This window comes from Vibrio sp. 10N.247.311.12 (genome assembly GCF_041467515.1).
GTDB lineage: Bacteria > Pseudomonadota > Gammaproteobacteria > Enterobacterales > Vibrionaceae > Vibrio > Vibrio crassostreae_C.
In genome coordinates, this window is the sequence record NZ_JBFSUV010000010.1 from 19,613 (window position 1) to 39,678 (window position 20,066).

At 42.2% G+C, this 20,066-nt stretch carries 16 protein-coding genes and 1 pseudogene; 14 read left to right on the forward strand and 3 right to left on the reverse strand.

What is annotated here, in order from left to right; all coding sequences use genetic code 11:
* The first annotated feature begins 5 nt into the window (after positions 1 to 5).
* The 6 genes from rfbB (at position 6) to AB6E30_RS06455 (ending at position 6,044) form a co-directional block, all read left to right on the forward strand.
* Positions 6 to 1,103 carry a dTDP-glucose 4,6-dehydratase gene (gene rfbB, locus AB6E30_RS06430; RefSeq protein ID WP_017063115.1) on the forward strand — a complete coding sequence of 366 codons (1,098 nt, stop codon included), beginning with the start codon at positions 6 to 8 and terminating at the stop codon, positions 1,101 to 1,103.
* Complete coding sequence (gene rfbA / locus AB6E30_RS06435; RefSeq protein WP_017063116.1) at positions 1,103 to 1,990, forward strand: glucose-1-phosphate thymidylyltransferase RfbA; 888 nt, start codon at positions 1,103 to 1,105, stop codon at positions 1,988 to 1,990. Before rfbB ends, rfbA begins: the two co-directional genes overlap by 1 nt.
* A complete protein-coding gene (rfbD, locus tag AB6E30_RS06440; RefSeq protein ID WP_017063117.1) occupies positions 1,990 to 2,871 on the forward strand; it encodes a dTDP-4-dehydrorhamnose reductase in 882 nt (293 codons plus the stop codon). The genes rfbA and rfbD overlap by 1 nt, the downstream gene beginning before the upstream one ends.
* A 4-nt stretch (positions 2,872 to 2,875) precedes the next feature.
* Complete coding sequence (gene rfbC, locus AB6E30_RS06445; RefSeq protein ID WP_017063118.1) at positions 2,876 to 3,433, forward strand: dTDP-4-dehydrorhamnose 3,5-epimerase; 558 nt, start codon at positions 2,876 to 2,878, stop codon at positions 3,431 to 3,433.
* The gene (locus AB6E30_RS06450) at positions 3,430 to 4,491 is read left to right on the forward strand and encodes a DUF1972 domain-containing protein (protein ID WP_017063119.1); all 1,062 of its coding nucleotides are present in this window, start codon (positions 3,430 to 3,432) and stop codon (positions 4,489 to 4,491) included. The genes rfbC and AB6E30_RS06450 overlap by 4 nt, the downstream gene beginning before the upstream one ends.
* Positions 4,492 to 4,880: 389 nt before the next feature.
* On the forward strand, positions 4,881 to 6,044 hold the full coding sequence (locus AB6E30_RS06455) for an O-antigen ligase (protein WP_102320651.1): 1,164 nt from the start codon (positions 4,881 to 4,883) through the stop codon (positions 6,042 to 6,044).
* A gap of 401 nt (positions 6,045 to 6,445) precedes the next feature.
* Here AB6E30_RS06455 and wecA read toward each other — a convergent pair whose 3' ends face one another.
* Positions 6,446 to 7,507 carry a UDP-N-acetylglucosamine--undecaprenyl-phosphate N-acetylglucosaminephosphotransferase gene (gene wecA, locus AB6E30_RS06460; RefSeq protein ID WP_372102980.1) on the reverse strand — a complete coding sequence of 354 codons (1,062 nt, stop codon included), beginning with the start codon at positions 7,505 to 7,507 and terminating at the stop codon, positions 6,446 to 6,448.
* 369 nt (positions 7,508 to 7,876) lie between these two features.
* Positions 7,877 to 8,065: pseudogene (locus AB6E30_RS06465) on the reverse strand (MATE family efflux transporter); the annotation flags it as partial.
* 163 nt (positions 8,066 to 8,228) lie between these two features.
* Between AB6E30_RS06465 and AB6E30_RS06470 the strand changes: the two are divergent.
* From AB6E30_RS06470 to AB6E30_RS06505, 8 genes are all read left to right on the forward strand, one after another.
* Positions 8,229 to 9,353: an LPS O-antigen chain length determinant protein WzzB gene (locus AB6E30_RS06470; protein ID WP_029235106.1), complete on the forward strand. Its 1,125-nt coding sequence runs from the start codon at positions 8,229 to 8,231 to the stop codon at positions 9,351 to 9,353.
* A 457-nt stretch (positions 9,354 to 9,810) separates the two neighbouring features.
* Positions 9,811 to 10,056 carry a hypothetical protein gene (locus tag AB6E30_RS06475; protein WP_017060480.1) on the forward strand — a complete coding sequence of 82 codons (246 nt, stop codon included), beginning with the start codon at positions 9,811 to 9,813 and terminating at the stop codon, positions 10,054 to 10,056.
* A gap of 120 nt (positions 10,057 to 10,176) precedes the next feature.
* On the forward strand, positions 10,177 to 10,881 hold the full coding sequence (locus AB6E30_RS06480; RefSeq protein WP_372102982.1) for a YjbF family lipoprotein: 705 nt from the start codon (positions 10,177 to 10,179) through the stop codon (positions 10,879 to 10,881).
* A 21-nt stretch (positions 10,882 to 10,902) separates the two neighbouring features.
* Positions 10,903 to 11,838, forward strand: coding sequence for a capsule biosynthesis GfcC family protein (locus tag AB6E30_RS06485; protein ID WP_372102984.1), 936 nt, complete (start codon positions 10,903 to 10,905; stop codon positions 11,836 to 11,838).
* A complete protein-coding gene (locus AB6E30_RS06490) occupies positions 11,838 to 14,105 on the forward strand; it encodes a YjbH domain-containing protein (protein ID WP_372102985.1) in 2,268 nt (755 codons plus the stop codon). Before AB6E30_RS06485 ends, AB6E30_RS06490 begins: the two co-directional genes overlap by 1 nt.
* A gap of 717 nt (positions 14,106 to 14,822) precedes the next feature.
* Entirely contained in the window at positions 14,823 to 15,956 is a 1,134-nt protein-coding gene (locus tag AB6E30_RS06495; RefSeq protein ID WP_372102987.1) for a polysaccharide export protein, read from the forward strand.
* Positions 15,957 to 16,072: 116 nt separating this feature from the next.
* Positions 16,073 to 16,513, forward strand: coding sequence for a low molecular weight protein-tyrosine-phosphatase (locus AB6E30_RS06500; protein ID WP_017069276.1), 441 nt, complete (start codon positions 16,073 to 16,075; stop codon positions 16,511 to 16,513).
* A 168-nt stretch (positions 16,514 to 16,681) separates the two neighbouring features.
* Entirely contained in the window at positions 16,682 to 18,853 is a 2,172-nt protein-coding gene (locus AB6E30_RS06505; RefSeq protein ID WP_372102989.1) for a polysaccharide biosynthesis tyrosine autokinase, read from the forward strand.
* A 462-nt stretch (positions 18,854 to 19,315) separates the two neighbouring features.
* On the opposite strand, the gene AB6E30_RS06510 is transcribed toward AB6E30_RS06505, so the two are convergent.
* On the reverse strand, positions 19,316 to 19,651 hold the full coding sequence (locus AB6E30_RS06510; protein WP_004733275.1) for a hypothetical protein: 336 nt from the start codon (positions 19,649 to 19,651) through the stop codon (positions 19,316 to 19,318).
* Positions 19,652 to 20,066: the final 415 nt, after the last annotated feature.

Genomic DNA, 20,066 nt, shown 5'->3' on the forward strand with positions numbered 1-20,066 from the left:
GATTAATGAAAATATTAGTAACAGGCGGTGCTGGATTTATAGGAAGTGCTGTTATTAGACATATAATAGAGAACACTCATGATGAAGTTGTTAATGTTGATTGCCTAACCTACGCTGGTAACTTAGAGTCTCTTGTTGAAGTCGATTCGAACGAACGTTATGGATTCGAGAAAGTGGACATCTGTAATCGTTCAGAGCTTGCCCGTGTTTTTGAGCAATATAAACCTGATGCGGTAATGCACCTTGCAGCTGAATCGCATGTTGATCGCTCTATCACTGGCCCTGCTGCGTTTATTGAAACGAATGTCGTTGGCACATACACCTTACTGGAAGCTACTCGAGAGTACTGGAATACGCTGTCAGACAAAGCAAAAACAGAGTTCCGTTTTCATCATATCTCGACGGATGAAGTGTATGGTGACCTTCCACATCCTGATGATGTTCCAGAAGGTACAGACCTGCCGATGTTCTTAGAGACGACACCTTATGAACCATCTAGCCCCTACTCTGCTTCAAAAGCATCAAGTGATCATTTAGTTCGTGCATGGTTACGTACTTACGGCCTGCCAACTATCGTTACTAACTGCTCAAATAACTACGGCCCATATCACTTTCCTGAAAAACTGATCCCACTTGTCATTTTAAATGCTCTGGAAGGAAAAGATCTTCCTATCTACGGAAAAGGCGATCAAATTCGTGATTGGCTGTTTGTGGAAGACCATGCTCGTGCACTATACAAAGTAGTGACTGAAGGTAAAGTAGGCGAGACTTACAACATCGGTGGTCACAACGAGAAGAAAAACCTTGAGGTCGTGAATACGATTTGCAACATCCTAGATACGCTAGTACCGAAAGAGTCAGCGTATGCAGAGCAGATCACGTACGTTCAAGATCGTCCTGGTCATGACCGCCGTTACGCCATTGACTCATCTAAAATGCAACGTGAACTAGATTGGATGCCAGAAGAGACGTTTGAAACAGGTCTTCGTAAAACAGTGCAATGGTACCTAGACAACTCAACATGGTGTCAAAACGTGCAAGATGGTAGCTACCAACGTGAGCGTTTGGGTGTAGAAACCGTTGAATCAAAGGAAGGTAACTAATGAAAGGTATTGTATTAGCGGGTGGTTCCGGCACACGTTTATACCCATTGACTCGCGGCGTATCAAAGCAGCTATTGCCTATCTACGATAAGCCGATGGTATTTTACCCAGTTTCGACTTTAATGCTCGCTGGTATTAAAGATATTTTAATAATCACGACACCAGAAGATAATGCCGGTTTTAAGCGCCTGTTGGGTGATGGCTCTGATTTTGGTATCAACCTTGAGTACGCTATTCAACCAAGCCCAGATGGCTTAGCACAAGCGTTTATTATTGGTGAAGAGTTCATTGGTGATGACAGCGTTTGTTTAGTACTTGGCGATAACATCTTCTATGGTCAATCTTTTTCTAAAATGCTACAAAGTGCCGCTTCAAGAGAATCGGGTGCAACCGTGTTTGGTTACCAAGTGAAAGATCCTGAGCGTTTCGGTGTGGTCGAATTTGATGAAGAGATGAAGGCTGTTTCAATTGAAGAAAAGCCGGAAACACCAAAGTCCAACTATGCCGTAACAGGTTTGTATTTCTACGATAATCGTGTGGTGGAAATGGCCAAGCAGGTTAAGCCATCACACCGTGGCGAGTTAGAAATTACGACACTCAATGAAATGTATTTAAATGACGGATCATTAAACGTAGAACTACTTGGTCGTGGCTTTGCGTGGTTAGATACTGGTACGCATGAGAGCTTGCACGAAGCGTCTTCTTTCGTTCAAACGATTGAAAATGTTCAAGGTTTGAAAGTGGCTTGTTTAGAAGAAATTGCGTGGCGCAATGGTTGGCTGAGTGATGAGCAAGTTCTGACTTTAGCGAAACCGATGATGAAAAACGAATATGGGCAGTACCTGACCCGTTTAGTGAATGAAGCTCAAAAAAGGACCGTCAGCTAATGCGTATTTTAATTACAGGTTGCCATGGCCAAGTTGGTTCGAGTCTAACTGAGCAGTTAGCGAACCATGAGAATGCTGAAGTGTTAGCGCTCGATAGAGAGCATCTTGATATTACTAATCAAGAGGCAGTCTATTCTGCTGTTACCGAATTTCAACCAACCATCATTATCAATGCCGCAGCTCATACTGCTGTTGACAAGGCTGAAGAGGAAGTCGACCTTTCTTATGCAATAAACCGTGATGGTCCTAAATACTTAGCGCAAGCCGCTCAGAGTGTTGGTGCTGCAATGCTGCATATCTCGACCGATTATGTCTTTGAAGGCGATAAAGTTGGCGAGTATGTGGAAACGGATGCTACAAACCCGCAAGGGGTTTACGGTAAAAGTAAGCTCGCCGGTGAAATCGCCGTTGCCGAGGCGTGTGATAAACATATTATCCTTCGTACTGCATGGGTATTTGGTGAGAACGGCAATAATTTCGTGAAAACAATGCTGCGTTTAGGAGAAAATAGAGACGCATTAAGTATTGTGGGTGATCAGTTTGGCGGACCGACATATGCGGGCGATATAGCGGGTACATTGATTCAAATCGCGAAGTACATTACTCAGGGGGACGCAGTGGATTACGGTGTTTACCATTACTCGGGTTTGCCTCATGTGAGTTGGTTTGACTTTGCTGATGCCATTTTTGGTATTGCCGTTGGGCAAGGAGTTCTTGCAAATAAACCAAGTTTAACGAGTATTACCACTGACCAATACCCAACACCAGCTAAGCGCCCAAGCAATTCTCGATTAGGTACCGAAAAAATAACGCTAGGTTTCTCGGTTAAAGCGAGTGACTGGAAGGCTGCGTTAAACAATATTCAAGCGTATACGGAATAACAAAATGAAAGTAATCGATACTCGTATTCCTGATGTGAAAATCATAGAACCAAGTGTGTTTGGTGATGAGCGTGGTTTCTTTATGGAAACCTGGAATCAAAAGAAATTTGAAAAACTAGTAACGGGAAAGCCGACTCAATTTGTACAAGATAATCACTCTAAATCGAAGAAAGGTATCTTACGAGGCCTGCATTACCAAACAGAGAATACTCAAGGGAAGTTAGTACGCGTTGTTTCAGGTGAAGTGTTTGATGTTGCAGTTGATATTCGCAAAGACTCACCAACGTTTGGTCAATGGGTCGGTGAATATTTATCAGCTGAAAACAAACGTCAATTGTGGGTGCCAGAAGGGTTTGCTCATGGGTTCTATGTGACGAGTGATGAGGCGGAGTTTGTTTATAAATGTACGGACTATTATAACCCTAGCGCTGAGCAATCATTAGCATGGGACGATCAGCTAGTTAATATATCGTGGCCTTTAATACCGTCTAATAGCACACCATTACTTTCTAATAAGGATATGAATGGACTCTTATTGAGTGAGGTTACTAAACTAAAATGAAGCGAGTAATAGTTGTTGGCACTGTTGGAATCCCAGCGTGTTATGGTGGCTTTGAGTCGCTTGTTGAGAACTTGACTTTAAATAAAGACAGTGGAACTCAGTACATTGTTTTTTGTTCGTCAAAAAGCTATCAGACACATATGCAAGAGTATAACCAAGCCCAGTTGCATTATTTACCACTAAGGGCTAACGGCGCTCAAAGCATCTTCTATGATATACTATCGCTGATCAAATCTTGGAAAATAAAACCTGATGTGGTTCTTATTTTGGGCGTTTCTGGTTGTATTTTCCTTCCTATTTTTAAGCTATTCTCCAAAGCGAAAATAGTGACAAATATTGATGGTTTAGAGTGGAAGCGGGAGAAGTGGGGAGGGCTCGTGAAACGTTTCTTAAAGTTCTCTGAATCAATGGCTGTCAGGTATTCTGATGTTGTTGTTACTGATAACCAGGCTATTACGGATTACGTCTATAAAGAATATGGGTTAAATTCGGAAACAATAGCTTACGGTGGTGATCACGCAAAACCAGAAACCCCAACTCAATCTATTAACTCTCAAAGTTATGCTTTAGGGTTGTGTCGTATAGAACCAGAAAATAACGTTGAGATGATTCTTGAGGCCTATTCAAGAACTTCATTACCAATAAAATTTGTTGGCAATTGGGATGCAAGCGAATACGGACGTAAAATTAGACTTGAGTACGCCAAATTTACTAATGTTGAACTACTGGATCCTATTTATGATATTGATGAACTATATAAGCTTCGTCAAGGTTGTTCTTTGTATCTTCATGGTCATTCGGCAGGTGGCACTAACCCCTCGTTAGTTGAGATGATGCATTTTGGTGTGCCTGTTTTCGCATTCGACTGTAGCTTTAATCGTTACAGCACTGAAGATAGTGCATTGTATTTCAGTAATAGTGATAGTCTACTTAACCTTATTTTGAACACTAACGGGTTGGGTGGATTAGAGGGGAATGGTGAAGCAATGAAGGCGATAGCGCTTAAGCGTTATACTTGGGATAAAGTCTCACAGCAATATGAAAGTACCTACATTTAGTCGACCGACTACTTGGAAGTAATATATAGCTAAATAAAGCCTTTCGTCTTATGTATCGCTTACGATAAGTTTGATGAGAGGTTTGTATTAAATAGTAAGATGAGTTGCCTGTTTTCTCTTCGATACATCATCCACACTAGCCATTTTAAGATGGAAATAATGATTAAAGCAATTTTTGGGAGTGAGTAGGAAGTGAAATTAAATTATCCGCACCCTGTATTTTTTTTAGTTAGCAGTAACGATTGGTTAGAAAATCTCAAATATATTCCTGAGATAAAGACATTGTAGCCCGAGTGGTTTTATTAACGATATTATCCTTAACTACAAAAGGTAGTTGGTATCGAATATCAAATTGGTACAGTCCTAGGTTTTTCTTTCAAGGTTTAGTTATGATTAAGAAACAGGCTTTAAATATATTTATTTATCTACCATTTATTTGGGTTTTTAGTGGGTTATTTATCTTTGAGAATGGTGATAAAGTTCTTTCAGTAATTATACTTGTCGCTACAGTTGCTTCTTTTTTTGTTTATCGTGCTACTATAATTCGATCTAACTTTAGTAATAATTGGTGGTTATATTTAATTGTACTATATTTGTTTTTTATTGGTGTAAGTTATATATATAAGGGGGACTTTAGTGGGCGAGAGTCTCGCGCTGCGATTGGAGCATTTTTTATCATACTTTTTTTGCCTTATGATAAGTTAAAGACTCTACACTTACAGGCTTTAGTGATTTTAGGTTCTGTTTGTATACTGGGTGTTTCAGTTTACTATCAAGTTTACTTGGGTAAATCTCGAATGTCACTGCCAGTTAACCCTATACCTTATGCAACACTCGGAGCCTCATTTGCTATAACAGCTTTTATATTAGCTATATATGAGCAGAGTAAAAATAAAGCACTACTCCTTTTTAGTGGATTTGCTTTTGCAACTTCAAGTGTTTTGTTGAGTGAGAGTCGTGGTGTGTGGCTTGCTCTGGCTTTTGCTGTAATGGTAGTCTCTATAAGGAATATAAAGAGAATAAAGTTCAGTAAAAATATTGTATTAATGGTTATTGTTGTTTCTGTTATTGCATTGTTTAGTAAGGGTTTTGTATATGAACGATATCAAAGAACCATGTCTGAATTCTCTGCAATCGAACAAGGTAACCTAAGTACCTCTATTGGTGTTCGACTACAATTATGGAACACCGCTATAACTATAGCTGATGGTAGCCCTATCTTGGGGGTTAAAGACTATAAGTCTGAATTGAAAAAGTTATACGATAAAGGTGAGTTGACAAAAAATGTAATTACGGCTCCTCATCCACACAATGAAATATTAAACAAACTTGTTCAACAAGGAGGGGGAGGAGTTTTGATATATCTGAGCTTCATGTTGTTCCCAGTGTTTTTTTTCAAAGATTTATCTTTATTAGGAAAGGACTTACTCATTAGTATACCGATTATATATATTGTATCAGGATTAACAGATATTCCTATGTATCATGGTCAAACGCTTATTGTATATTTGGTTGTAATTGGTTTGCTTTACCGATGTAGATGTTTCAAATAGTTCGAGTTACCTATTCTGAAAAATTTGTTCTAGGCTGAAAATGAAGCCAATTAACGGTTTTTTATATTATTTTCCGAAAGTAAAACCAGCTAAAACACGCTTGTCATCTATCTGCTTTTCTTGGGAGGATGTGGATTGAGACTTATTAGTTTCAAAATTTCAGTTCTTTGGTTTGTTTAAGTGCTAATCACTTTGGTTTATAAAGGGTTCTGTACGATAAAAACCAGGAGGGAACCTAGCTGCATGCCTAGGCATGAATTAACTCGATTAAAATGAGTTTTTTAGAATATATCATTGTCCAAGAGGTAACTATATGCATATTAACCCTTGGGCAATAATATGCATTTCGATATTATTTTAGATAAATACTAAACAGCAGTAACTTGAATTAGGAGCAATTGTCATTTGGCACATTTCGTTCTAAGATAGGATAGAATCTTCCAGACATTACTTAGAAGCGCAAGATAGATTGTAAAGCAAATTACAAAAGCGTAGAACATGACATATTCTGGGATGTTTAGTATTTCACCAGAAATTCCGACTGCCGCGTAGAGAGTTGCAATACTACAAATAACGATAAGTGTTTGTGTTGAGCTTAAACCTAGACGTTGGAAAATGTGATGTAAATGTTCACGATCAGGCTTAAAAGGAGAGTCTCCTCTTCTTATTCTACGAATCATAATAGCAGCCATGTCCATCAACGGCACTGCAATTAGCCATAACGCGGTAACTGGACGCAGTGGTGGAGTGCTTCCATTTTGACTAGATAGCAGCAATAGCCAGATAACAGTAAAACCAATCAACATACTCCCAGCGTCCCCCATAAACACCTTTCTTTTTCGGCCAAAGGCACCAAGGTTTAACAGGATATACGGAATAATCACAACGACCAATACTAAACAAATGTAGGCAAAACTCGATTGACCATCATGGTTAAGCATTATTCCTAACCCACCAAAGGTTACGATAGATAACCCGCCCAGCAGGCCATCAATTCCGTCGACCATATTGAATGCATTGATCGCTCCCACGACCGCAATCATGGTTACAAAGTAACCAAACCAACCTAGTGTAATGACATCACCGCTACCAAATACATCTCCTATAGTACTAAGTTCAATACCGCCAACAATCATCATAACGATAGAAAGACCTGCTTGCACTGCAAACCTTAATTTAAAGCTGATGTCGTATTTATCATCCAAAACTCCAACGCTAACAAGTATGAAGATACACGCGGCGTATAGCTCGGTATACGGTAGAATGGTTGGGTTATTGAATAAGAAATAAAGTATAGAGATACAAATGGATAGCCCACCAACTAAGGGAATAGCACCATTGTGCAACTTACGAGCATTTGGCTTGTCGACTAACCCTATTTTTTTTGCAAATTTACGCATTGTAAAAGTTGTTGCAAGGGAAAAGAAAAACAGGAAAGAGAGGTCAATAAATGAAATGAGCACGATTCAGCCTAATAATGTATTTGGAACTATTTTAGTGTATTTGGCTGCTAGATAAAAGAAGGGGGAATGATCTACGTGATCTTTCTCTATCGCAGTTAAGCTCTAATTGGAACTCCCCCCATAACTGGTAAGCCTTTTTATGAGGTGAATGTAAACCGTATTTTTCATACTCGCTCCTTTCATCTAGGACGTTTCTTGATCTTGAATTCCAGTTTTGACTGTAAACTGGAGCAAATATTGCGCGAATTTTTTAACACCGTTTTTTTGAATTGAACGAGTTCAGTATTATGCTAGCTAGGAAGTCGTTCAACAATCCTTCGAATGGCACTGCTACTTACCATTGGTATAACAAGCCGCGGTATTGCTAAAAATCAGCCCGAGTGTTGATGCAAAACCAACAAGCATCACCGCAAGCAGTAATCCATGGAGAGTAAAACGATCGGCATCTTGTCCACTACCCTAGGCGAGCAACCGCCTAATATACGTAGAAAACCCTAAACTGATGCCCATACAGATACAGTTGATGGCGAAGGTTACTGGGAAAGTTAAGTTAACAGCCTGTGGCTATCTTGCATGCAAAGTGCCGATTGAATTAGAATACAGTCAATTGTGAGTAGTCTGAAAACCGTTTTCATAACGTTTACAAACCACACAAGATTAAAAGCATACGGTGTGATAGCATCCTGCCGTTATTAAATTCAGATGTTTTGAGAGACTTACAGTGAAGCAGCAGACGCAACCACAATCGTACTCCCCGCAAAATTCACCAATGTACGCAACGAATGATGACGTTAATATGAGGGAGCTGTTTGGAGCCCTGTGGGACGGAAAATTAATTGTGATATTGGTTACTGCTTTATTTTTTGTTAGTAGTATTGGTTTGGCTTTTCTGTCTCAAGAATGGTGGTCTTCTAATGCAAAGATCACAGAGCCTCAACCTCAAAATTTGGCTGCGTATCAACGCCAAGTGAAGCAGTTTCAACCTGTTTTTGATCTCTATCAAGAAGATGGCACGGTCCTTGTTAGCAACGAACTTAATCGTTTAGTGAGTTCAGAGGTGTTATTCCAACGCTTTGTAAATGCATTTAACTCAACTAACAATAAGAAAGCTTTCTTAGATGAAAGTACCGAATTCCAAGAGTTTAAAGATTCTGTATTTAGCAGTAGCTCTGAGAGTAGTACCGATGAAACTAGAGTGTTATATAATAAATGGTTCGATAGAGTCTCCGCCTCTAAAGTTGATAGGAATGACCCTAGGTCACCGTATATCATTACTTTTCAAACAACAACCAAAGAGAGTAGTTTCAATCTATTAACAGATTACGTTTTGGCTACAGAATCAAAAGTGCATCAAGATGCGTTCAATAATTTATATGCCGTAGTTAGTGGCAAAAAAAATGAGTTGATTCAACAGAAAAGAATCTTAGAAAGTCAGGCAAGCAATCAATTATTGGTCGAAACTGAGCGAGCAAAATACGCTTCCCAAATTGCTAAGTCTGCAGGCGTCGATAGACCAATCCAAACCGGTAATGAAAAGGAGCTGTTTAGTATTGATTTAGGTGCTAAGGGTTTAGATGCAAAAATCAAGGCTTTAGAATCTGTTAAAAATCTGAGTGTCATTGAACCTCGTCTTCAGCAGATTGACGCAAAGTTGGATATGCTTAATAACCTTGAAATTGACCGTTCTGTTGATTTTCAAACGTTCCGTTACCTAGAAAATGTTGAGCAGCCGATAACTCGAGATAAACCTAAGCGTGCTTTGATTATTGTTCTTGGTACATTATTCGGTGGTATGTTGGGCTTTTCGGTAGTTTTAATTCGGTTTTTATTTAGAAAAGAAGATTAATTAGCTTTAATGGCTGGTGTCTATATACACTAGCCATCTTTTCTACCCTTTACACATAGAATGCCAGACTGACCTCCAAACATTACTCAAACCGTATTAGGTAAAGGCTCTGGCTACAGAGTCTAGTTACTCACTAATAGCAAACAGTTGGCTGCGGTTTATTTTATAAGCTCAATAGTGAACTTATGCTCTTAGTTTATTTTAGTATGGCATTCTACTCTGCTCTAGTTTCTGTCTTGTACCAATGTGTTTTATAGTGCTATAAATACCCTCGAAGGTCCTCTTTATGTGACGCTATTTCCTAAATAATGCTTTATAAGGTATTGCTTATGATTTATCCATTTACTTGATTGTGGTTATTATCTATGATGATCAATCAGTTGTTTAAGCTGAGCAACTGTTTGAGGGTGTGAAAATCATCTTCTACATATAAACGTTTATATTAATGGAAATCATTATGAAAAAGATGGCTCTAGCAGCTGCATTAGCAGTTAGCTTCTCAGGTGCTGCATTTGCAGCTGAAGAAACAGCAGCGGCGGGTACTGGTTCAGGTACTGGTACAGCAGCAGGCGCTGGTGCATCTGCAGCTGCAACTGGTACGGCTACAACAGTAGCAGTAGCGACAGCAGCAGTAGCGGCAGCAGCAGCAGTAGCGGTTGCTTCTAACGAAAGCGGTGCAACAACGACAACAACGACTCGATAATTTTTGAGTAGGCGTTTAAAACCATTTTATGTGAAAGCATAAAGTGGTTTTTTTATATCTAATTGATTAATTTTCCATATTGGACATCAGCAACCAGATTGCTAGGAAGCAGAACTCGTCATGCTTAAACCTCTAATCATATCTCTTGGTCTTTTTCTTGCTGGTTGTTCTCAGCAGTTTCAAGACGTTAACTCTACTTTTGATGAAGCCTTTTTTGGAAGCTCCGATGTTGAGCTATCCAAGGAATACATTCAAACGTTACCTTATTCCAGCATTTATGCCGAAGTGAATGACCAAGGTAAGATCTTCATGGTCTTAGCGTACGTCGGTGAAAACCCGCAAACGGGCGCAGAGCAGTTAAAGTGGATGTCTTCTGACAAAGCGATGATCGTCACTGAAAATGGACGTGTCGTACAAACGCTATTGCTTCCTTACGAAAACCTATCTGGTTTGGCATTCCAACCGTTAAATACATTCTCTTCTGCAAACAGCTCGTCGCCAGACTCTGCTTATGCGTTTGATGTGTCAGCTAACCCCGGTGCCCAAAAGTGGCAAGCGGTTTACGACTGGCAACCTAACTATCGATTCGGCTATAAAGCGAACATCACCCGAACGTATGTGGGAAATGACACGGTTGAAACTCCGTTAGCGTCTATCGATACCAAGAAATTCCAAGAAAAAATTCAATTCCCAATATTAGAACAAGACATCACCAACGAATATTGGGTCGACAGCGAAGGCAAAGTGGTAAAAACCATACAGTATTTAGGCCCTGATATGACAAGGCTTGAGTTAACCGTCCTTAAGCATTATCAAAGCAATTAACGAACAGGGTAATGAACTAAAATGATGAATTATATGAGTCATACATCAAAAATGACGGGACGTCGGTTGCCATTGGTGAGAACTTTATTAACGATGAGAGCTCTGTTAATGATCAGCGCTTTGTTTGCTTTGAGCTCCGCTTCTTCGGCTTCTGATCTTGTTACGCCTGAACGCTCTTCGTCGATTAAAACAACAATCGAGCTTCCTCTTCAAGGTGTCACGCTTGAGTATAAAGCTAACGTTAGATTGCTTCAGGTGTTAGACGACGCTAACGCTAGCTTTAATGCGAATGCTAGCTCTAACGAAAATGCTAGCGGCAGTATTGGTTACTTCCCCCTTTCGGCTCAACTGTTTGATAAAACCAATACTCAAGCTAGCGAATCTAACGAATCTAACAAAGCTATCGAAGCCAAAAAGCGCAATGTATTTAACCAACTTGATGCTTTCTCGGTAGAAGAACCAGAAGCAAACTTAGTGCGTCAACAGTTAGCCTCTTTCCAATACCTCAATCGAGTTTTTATTGAGTTAGACCGTAATGCCGTTATCTCTCAATCAGATAAGAACCCACTGCTTGTTTCAAGTTCTCATACTAACAAGCCGTCAGACAGTCAAACTCAAGCCTTTTCTCTGTACTTACCACAACGACCAACGTCCATTCAGTTGATGGGTGCAATGAAAGAGTCGGTAACAATGAATCTGATTGAGCATGGTACGTTGAATGATTACCTCGATGCATTACCGAATGGCTTTATTGGTGAATCTGCAGATAAAAGTGTGGCGTATGTTGTTCAGCCAGATGGCGTGGTGCAAACCATTCAATACGCATACTGGAACGAACAGCCGGTTTACTTAGCACCAGGTGCCATCGTATTTATGGCGTTCTACTCTTTGCCATCGGAATACTCAACGTTGAACCAAGATATTGTCGATTTGCTACGTCATAAGGTTGGCCTGTAATGCTGAAACAGAAATCATTCCCTCTATCGGCAGTGTGTGCATCGGTTACCTGTGCTTTATTAATGACCAATAGCATGTCGACTAGAGCAGAAACAATCATTGATTCCTCTTCAATTCGAGCAGAAAAATCCCCATTCGACGACACAGAATACAGAACGTCGCAAATGAACTTTGGTGGTGTTGGCTTAATGCAAATGCCAACAGGCCGAATGGCACCAGAAGGTGAGTTCAACTTTAGCGCCTCGTTTAATAACGAATACTACTTTTATAACGTCAGCCTGCAGGTGATGCCTTGGCTTGAAACCACCATTCGTTATACACAAGTACAAGATCTCTTTTATAGCGGTGGTGGCAATCAAGATTGCTCTCAAAACTCATTCAGTGGCTGTACTAAATACACAGATAAAGGCATCGACTTTAAACTGCGTTTAATCGAAGAAGGGTACTACTTACCAGAAGTGTCAGTAGGCGTGCGTGACTTCGGTGGTACTGGCTTGTTTGATGGCGAATTTGTCGCGGCAACCAAGCGTTTTGGCCCCGTTGATTTCACTTTGGGCATGGCTTGGGGATACATGGGCACCAGTGGCAATTTCACTAACCCACTGTGCAAAGCCAGTGACAAGTATTGTGAACGCCCGTCTGATTTTAAAGGCAATGGCGGCAGTGTTGACTTTGAGCGTTGGTTTAAAGGCGATGCTGCAATTTATGGCGGCTTTGAATACCAAACCCCTTATAAGCCGTTAACCTTAAAGCTTGAATACGATGGCAACGATTACTCTCAAGACTTCCCTGTAGTACGTGGTGGTGTCGACATGACACAGCACACGCCATGGAACGTGGGTGCTGTGTACCATTTCACTGATTGGGGTTCGGCGAAAGTCAGCTATGAGCGAGGCGATACTTTAACCCTTGGCTTCGATCTTTCTACCAACTTCAATGAAATGTATTCTGTGTGGCGAGATACTGAAACAGCAGAATTGCGCCCAAGTGGTGTCGATACGGTTGACGATATTGATATGGCGGCCCTTGCAGAAGAACTTGAAACGATCGCGGGCTATGAACAAGCGCAAATCTTGGTCGACGATAATAGTATTGTGGTAAAGGGTACTCAGGTTAAATACCGAGACAGAGATATCGCCCTTGAGCGTGGTGCGACCGTGATTGCCAACGCGGTGCCGAGTTACATCGATACTTATAAAATCATCGAAAATGATAAATCGATGGAACTCACTGAGACAACGGTAGATGCACAAGCGTTCAAAGCGGCGGCTAATAACAGTTATCTCAATGCTCAAACCAGTGATGCAACCGATACTCACGAGTTAGAGCGTAAGAAATCCGTTATTTATCATGATGGGCGTGAGCGATTCGATGTGTCGATTTCACCAAACCTAGCTCAATCGTTCGGTTCGGCTGAAAACTTCTATTTATACAGTTTGGGTTTATACACCAACGCTTCGTTCTGGGCGTTAAACAATGTTGAACTGTCGGGCTCTTTGTACGTTAACTTAGTCGATAACTACGACAAGTTTAACTATACCGTCCCATCAGACGGCACTGACCAAACGCCAAGGGTAAGAACCTTGTTCCGCTCTTATGTTGATGATCCGGTTCGCTTAGATCGCTTACAACTGACGTGGTTTGAAGACTACGGCAGCGGTGTCTACACCCAAGCTTACGGGGGGTACCTTGAAAGCATGTTTGCGGGTGTGGGTGGCGAAATCCTGTATCGACCATTCAACCAAAACTGGGCCATTGGTGCAGACATGACTGCAATAAGCCAGCGCGATCCTGAAAGTTGGTTCGGCACATTTGATCAAGAGATTCAAGTTAACCCAGATGACAGTAGCCGAACGTACAAAGTGATCGATAAGGGCACGACGGGCTTCATCACCGGTTACTACACCCCACAATGGGACTTCTTGAGCGATACCTTGTTTAAAGTGGGGGTCGGTAAATTTCTTGCGGGTGATGTCGGGACTCGTGTCGACTTCTCTAAGCAGTTCAAGAGCGGCGTGATTGCTGGTGCGTTTGTTAGCTTAACCGACATGACAACCGAAGAATACGGTGAAGGCAGCTACACCAAAGGCTTCTATGTATCGATTCCGTTCGATCTTGTTACTGTGAAACCAAGCTCAAGCCGCGCAGGTTTTACCTGGTTACCGATCACGCGTGACGGCGGCCAAGTGCTGAACAAGCAATACAACTTGTTCGATCAAACCGATGCTCGCTCACCTTGGTTCCAAAGGCCGAGTAGCGTTAAGTAGATCGAAAGCAGATACGGGTGACGAGTAAGCGGGATACGAAGAGCGGGGAAAGAGCAGTCTCGAATAATCGAATAACGAATAGCTTAAGATATCGTGATATTCATTGGGTCTAGCTTTTGGTTCTCCCCCTTGAACGCCGTTCGTTTTTGATCGGTGATGTTCATCAAAGGGGGAGTTAGAGGGGGATATTAATCTATGTGTTACCAACCCCTCCCAGCCTCCCCTTATGTTGGTATTTTCTGCCAAGCAACAGTTGTGATAAAGGGGAGGAGCTAAAAGCATCCCGACACGGCTTTAGGCTCTTCGTTTACTCGTATCTCGCTACTCTCATCTGCTCTTTAGCTCTTCGCCACTCGTTCACTCGAATCCCGTATCTGCTCTTTAACCATTCAACTAGGTTGATAATAAACACAAATTGTGGATAATGCATACGCAATAAAATAACCGTGTGAAAGTCCGATCTTTGGCTCGGTTTATGACAAAAAACCTCTATCTCAATTCCAGATAGATAGAGGCAGATTAACTACGCAGTGTGATGTCGCGGAATATCAAAGGGCGGTAGCGTTCCTATCTTTGATATTAAGTGGGAGCGATATCACAGTAATAGCCCTCCTTAACTCTATTAAATACTGCGTAGCTGATAAAATTGTTTGTTCTAACTTCTTTGGGTGTCCTTTGGGATATCACGACACATTCCGTTTCTATGACTTGGTTAACATGAAGATTAATAAAAATCGTCTCCTTTTAGCGCTCCTTCCTGTATTGCTTGCAGGGTGTACTACTCCAGGAACTCACCTTTCTACTGGCAACAAGAATGTGATTCAGCCTTCAGAGGAACAGCAAGAATCTGATATCTCTGATGTGGTTAACCTTTACCCACTGACAGCTCAATCAGTATCGACTTACCAAACGGGTACATTGTCGGTGTCACAAGCCAACCCTGAACTCGACGTAGACATCGCAAAGTATGAATACAAAGTCGGTGTGGGCGATATCTTAAATATTACGATCTGGGATCACCCTGAACTGACGATTCCTGCGGGTTCTTACCGTAGTAGTACTGAAGCGGGTAACTGGGTTCATGCTGACGGCACTATCTTCTACCCATACATTGGTACAGTCGAAGTGGCAGGAAAAACGGTTCGTGAAATTCGTTCTGATATAGCGGAACGTTTGGCGAAATACATCGAAAGCCCTCAAGTTGATGTAAACGTAGCGGCTTTCCGATCTAAGAAAACCTACATTACCGGTGAGGTTTCAAACCCTGGCCAACAAGCGATTACTAATATCCCCTTAACGTTATTGGATGCCGTGAACCGTTCTGGCGGTTTGTCTGAAGATGCTGATTGGCGTAATGTTTCATTAACCCGCAATGGCGTGGAAGAGAACCTTTCACTTTACGGTTTAATGCAACGTGGTGACCTAACCCAAAACCGCTTACTGCAAGCCGGTGATATTGTTCACGTACCGCGTAATGACAACCAGAAAGTGTTCGTGATGGGTGAAGTGAACGATCCTCAACTACTTAAGATTGATCGCGTTGGGATGAGCCTAACCGAAGCACTCAGCAACGTAGGTGGTATTAACCAGCTGACGGCAGATGCAACGGGTGTGTTTGTGATCCGAACTTCTGATGATAAATCAGAACGCATGGCAGACATCTACCAACTGAATATGGAAGATGCATCAGCTTTAGTGATTGGCACCGAGTTTGATTTAAAGCCTTATGATATTGTTTACGTAACGGCAGCACCCATCAGCCGCTGGAACCGTGTAATTGGACAGCTTGTGCCTACCATTTCTGGCTTTAACGAGCTGACCGAAGGTATGTTGCGCGTCCGTAATTGGTAATAAGCCCTAGTTTGTAATAAACCCTAATTAATCATCAGGTTGCATTGTGCGTGTAACCTGATTTTTACATCTAAAAGTAAACCCAGCTTATAGGCCCAATACAATTAGAGACCATTATGTTTAATAAAATTTTAGTCGTCTGCGTGGGCAACATTTGTCGTTCCCCGACGGGAGAGCGAGTTTTACAAAACTTGCTGCCCAACAAAGAAGTGGCCTCTGCCGGTATCGCGGCCGAGAAAAGCCGTTTAATTGGTAAGCCTGCAGACGACACTGCCATTTTAATCGCCGCTGAAAATGGGGTTGATGTTGAAAACCATCAGTCTCAGCAAGTTACGCCACAGCTTTGTGCTCAGTATGACTTGATCTTGGTGATGGAGAAGGGCCATTTAGAAGCGCTTACTCAAATATCGCCGGAGGCTCGCGGAAAAACGATGCTGTTTGGTCAGTGGATTGGCCAGAAAGACATTCCTGACCCTTATCGTCAAAGTCGTGAGGCGTTTGAACACGCTTATAAGCTGATTGACGAAGCGGCGCAAGCTTGGGCAAAAAAACTGTAGGTTTAAATGCAATAGATTTTAGATGCAGTAGGTTTTAAATAGACAGCTTTTTAAATGTCATGCTCTAAATGTAGGCATGGCAAAGCCACCAACGGAATAATATAAAAGAGAAGTACGCGGAGCGTATATAGTCTCTTAAATAGCAATACTTTAGGAAGTAGCAAACAAATGACAACACAACCCTCTCAGCAATCGCATACAGATAACTCTGATGAGATAGATTTAGGAAAACTGCTTGGCATCTTATTAGATGCTAAATGGCTAATCATGCTCACCACATTCGTTTTTGCTGTGTTTGGTATTGCGTTTGCTTTGCTTTCGACGCCGATATACAAAGCGGATGCCCTGATCCAAATTGAAGAGAAAAGCTCTGGTGGCATCTCTTCTATGGTTGGTGATATGGGTGAATTGTTCTCTCAAGAATCTTCAGCTACAACCGAAGTCGAGATCATCAAATCTCGTATGATCTTGGGTGAAACGGTTGATAAGTTTAACTTAACGACTGTGACATCTCCTAACTATGCACCTATCGTTGGTAAGGGCTTTGCGCGCTTAACCGGTGACATCAACCACATTGCGGTTAGCCGTTTCAACATGCCAAGCTATGCGAGCGACTACGGGCACACGATTCAAATTCTCGATGTCGAGCAGGGCACTTACCAATTAGTTCGCGACGATGAGCGCGTTATCCTAAAAGGCAAAGTGGGTGAGCTAGCCACAGCCGACGACTACAGCTTGTTTGTGGCAGGTTTCGAATCTCATAACGGTTTTGAATTCTCGATTGGCCAACGTAGCCGATTGCAAGCGATCGAATGGCTGAAATCTTCTTTGTCTCTTTCTGAGCAAGGAAAGCAAACCGGTATTTTGAAGCTAAGTTTCGAAGGGGAAAACAAGCAGCAGATTTCTGAAATTCTTAATCATATTAGTCAGACTTACTTCTTACAAAACGTGAAACGCAATTCAGCAGAAGCAGAGAAGAGCTTACAGTTCTTAGAGAGCCACCTTCCGGGCATTAAATCTGAGCTAACGGGCTATGAAGACACGCTAAACAACTATCGTCAAAAGAACGAATCGATCGATTTGGGTTTAGAAGCACAATCAACCCTGAAGGTAATGGTAGAGCTTGAAGCGCAATTGAATGAACTGACGTTTAAAGAGAGTGATATCAGTCAGCGTTTCACTAAAGATCACCCGGCGTATAAGTCACTGATTGATAAGCGTAAAACGTTGTTGGGCGAGCGAGAGCGCCTGAACAAGCAAGTGCAAAAGCTGCCAAAAACACAACGTGAAGTACTGCGTATGACACGTGATGTTGAAGTAAACCAACAGATCTACATCCAGCTTTTAAACAAGGTTCAAGAACTGAGCATTATTAAAGCCGGTACGGTCGGTAACGTTCGTATCTTAGATGACGCGCAAGCTTATGCTCGTGCCGTTAAACCTAAGAAGCCATTGATTGTTGTATTAGCGACGCTACTGGGTGGCATGTTAAGTGTCGCATTTGTATTAGTGAAAGCGGCGTTCCACCGTGGTGTTGAAAGCCCAGACCAAATTGAACAAATCGGCCTGCCGGTTTACGCAGCGGTACCAAAATCTGATTTACAAATTGAGCTAACCAACCGTTTTAAATCGAAGAAAAAGCAAACTGAGGGTACACAAGCACTACTTGCCGAATCGAACCCTGCCGATCTTTCGGTTGAAGCGCTGCGTGGCCTTCGCACCAGTTTGCACTTCGCAATGCTAGAAGCGAAAAATAACATCTTGATGATCTCTGGCCCTGCGCCAGGCATTGGTAAATCATTCATCTCGACTAACTTTGCCGCAGTAGCCGCAAAAACAGGCCAGAAAGTATTGTTGATTGATGCCGATATGCGAAAAGGTTACCTACAACAAAGCTTTGGTGTGAACTGGGACAATGGTCTTTCTGATGTGCTGAGCGGCAAGCAAGAGTTCGCTCAATCAGTGAAAACCACACCGGTAGAGAACCTAGATATTATTACTCGCGGCCAAGTGCCACCGAACCCATCAGAGCTGCTGATGCGCCCACGCTTTGCAGAACTAATGGAATGGGCATCGAAAGAGTATGATTTGGTGATTGTTGATACCCCGCCCGTACTTGCGGTAACCGACCCAAGCATTGTCGGCGCCTTCGCTGGCACCACATTAATGGTCGCGCGTTACGGTCAAAACACCATTAAAGAGATCGATGTAGCTCGCAACCGCTTCGAACAATCGGGCATCGAAGTGAAAGGCGTTATCTTCAACGCCATCGAGAAGAAAGCATCAAGCTCATACGGCTACGGTTACTATAATTACGCATATTCGAGCGACAAGAAATAAAGTTAAAGAGCAGTAACGAGATGCGAGTAACCGGGTAAACGAAGAGCTAAAGACAGTAACGGGATGCGAGTGGCGAGATACGAAAAGCGCATCTCGAATCCGTTCTTCATCTCTTGTTACTCGTTTACCCGCTGCTCGAATCTGCTCTTTTAGCTCTTCGAATCCCGTCTACCCGCCACCCGTATCTATTCTTTATCCAATCTTCAAATTATTCGAAGACTTAGCTTTTGGTTCTCCCCCTTGAACACCGGACTATTGTGAGTGATGGTGTTAATAGAAGGGGGAGTTAGAGGGGGTTGCTAGCGATGCCTAATCAACCCCTCCCAGCCTCCCCTTATATTGATATTTTCTGCCAAGTAACAGTCGTGATAAAGGGGAGGAGCTAAAAGCACCACTATCATATTCTTGTCCTCGCTCTTAATCTCTCCGCATCTCGTTTACCCGCTACTCGAATCTGCTTTTCTACTTCTTCACCACGCCACCCGTTAAATACAATCCAATCGCCGCTAGCACCGGATAACCAAACGCTTCATTGGTCATTTCCCCTAATGGTTTCCAATCGTAGCCGTGCATGCAGCCTAAAATAACCATCACATGCAGTGCCACATAAGGAATGGTGAACAACAACACAATGTAGCGCTGTACCAACTTAAAAGGTTCATACGCTTTAAGCAGTGCCAGCTTGTGCTTCGCTTTTTCTTCATCAGTAAAAAACATCGCATCTCCTGTGTTAGTGAGTGCATCTAACCCCTTGCTAATCGAAGACTGGCTCCCGAATATTCTTCCGAACAATGTCATACTGCTCCTTGGTTTATTGATTGGCTTTGACCGCATGTATAACCTTTGACTGTATAACCTTATGGTTCGACAACCTTAGCGAGCCCTCTGCTCCGCCATTTATCCGTTGAATTAGATTCCCTATCACGTTCGTCCCTCACTGTAGGGAATGACGACTACTTTTATTAAGTTAATAATCTCACGACTCCGTCATTCCGCCATTCTGTTGCTTTAGAGGCGAGGAACGAAGTATCTGGAATCCGCTTTTAGTCTCTCGCATCTCGCTTACTCGCATCCCGCAACTGCTCTTCAAATTATTCGAAGACTTAGCTTTTGGTCCTCCCCCTTGAACACCGGACTATTGTGAGTGGTGATGTTAATAAAAGGGGGAGTTAGAGGGGGTTGCTAGCTAATGCCTAACCAACCCCTCCCAGCC

Coding starts and splice junctions, on each gene's coding strand:
- rfbB (WP_017063115.1), top strand. CDS start 6: ATGAAAATATTAGTAACAGGCGGTGCTGGATTTATAGGAAGTGCTGTT.
- rfbA (WP_017063116.1), top strand. CDS start 1,103: ATGAAAGGTATTGTATTAGCGGGTGGTTCCGGCACACGTTTATACCCA.
- rfbD (WP_017063117.1), top strand. CDS start 1,990: ATGCGTATTTTAATTACAGGTTGCCATGGCCAAGTTGGTTCGAGTCTA.
- rfbC (WP_017063118.1), top strand. CDS start 2,876: ATGAAAGTAATCGATACTCGTATTCCTGATGTGAAAATCATAGAACCA.
- AB6E30_RS06450 (WP_017063119.1), top strand. CDS start 3,430: ATGAAGCGAGTAATAGTTGTTGGCACTGTTGGAATCCCAGCGTGTTAT.
- AB6E30_RS06455 (WP_102320651.1), top strand. CDS start 4,881: ATGATTAAGAAACAGGCTTTAAATATATTTATTTATCTACCATTTATT.
- AB6E30_RS06475 (WP_017060480.1), top strand. CDS start 9,811: ATGAAAAAGATGGCTCTAGCAGCTGCATTAGCAGTTAGCTTCTCAGGT.
- AB6E30_RS06480 (WP_372102982.1), top strand. CDS start 10,177: ATGCTTAAACCTCTAATCATATCTCTTGGTCTTTTTCTTGCTGGTTGT.
- AB6E30_RS06485 (WP_372102984.1), top strand. CDS start 10,903: ATGATGAATTATATGAGTCATACATCAAAAATGACGGGACGTCGGTTG.
- AB6E30_RS06490 (WP_372102985.1), top strand. CDS start 11,838: ATGCTGAAACAGAAATCATTCCCTCTATCGGCAGTGTGTGCATCGGTT.
- AB6E30_RS06495 (WP_372102987.1), top strand. CDS start 14,823: ATGAAGATTAATAAAAATCGTCTCCTTTTAGCGCTCCTTCCTGTATTG.
- AB6E30_RS06500 (WP_017069276.1), top strand. CDS start 16,073: ATGTTTAATAAAATTTTAGTCGTCTGCGTGGGCAACATTTGTCGTTCC.
- AB6E30_RS06505 (WP_372102989.1), top strand. CDS start 16,682: ATGACAACACAACCCTCTCAGCAATCGCATACAGATAACTCTGATGAG.
- AB6E30_RS06510 (WP_004733275.1), bottom strand. CDS start 19,651: ATGACATTGTTCGGAAGAATATTCGGGAGCCAGTCTTCGATTAGCAAG.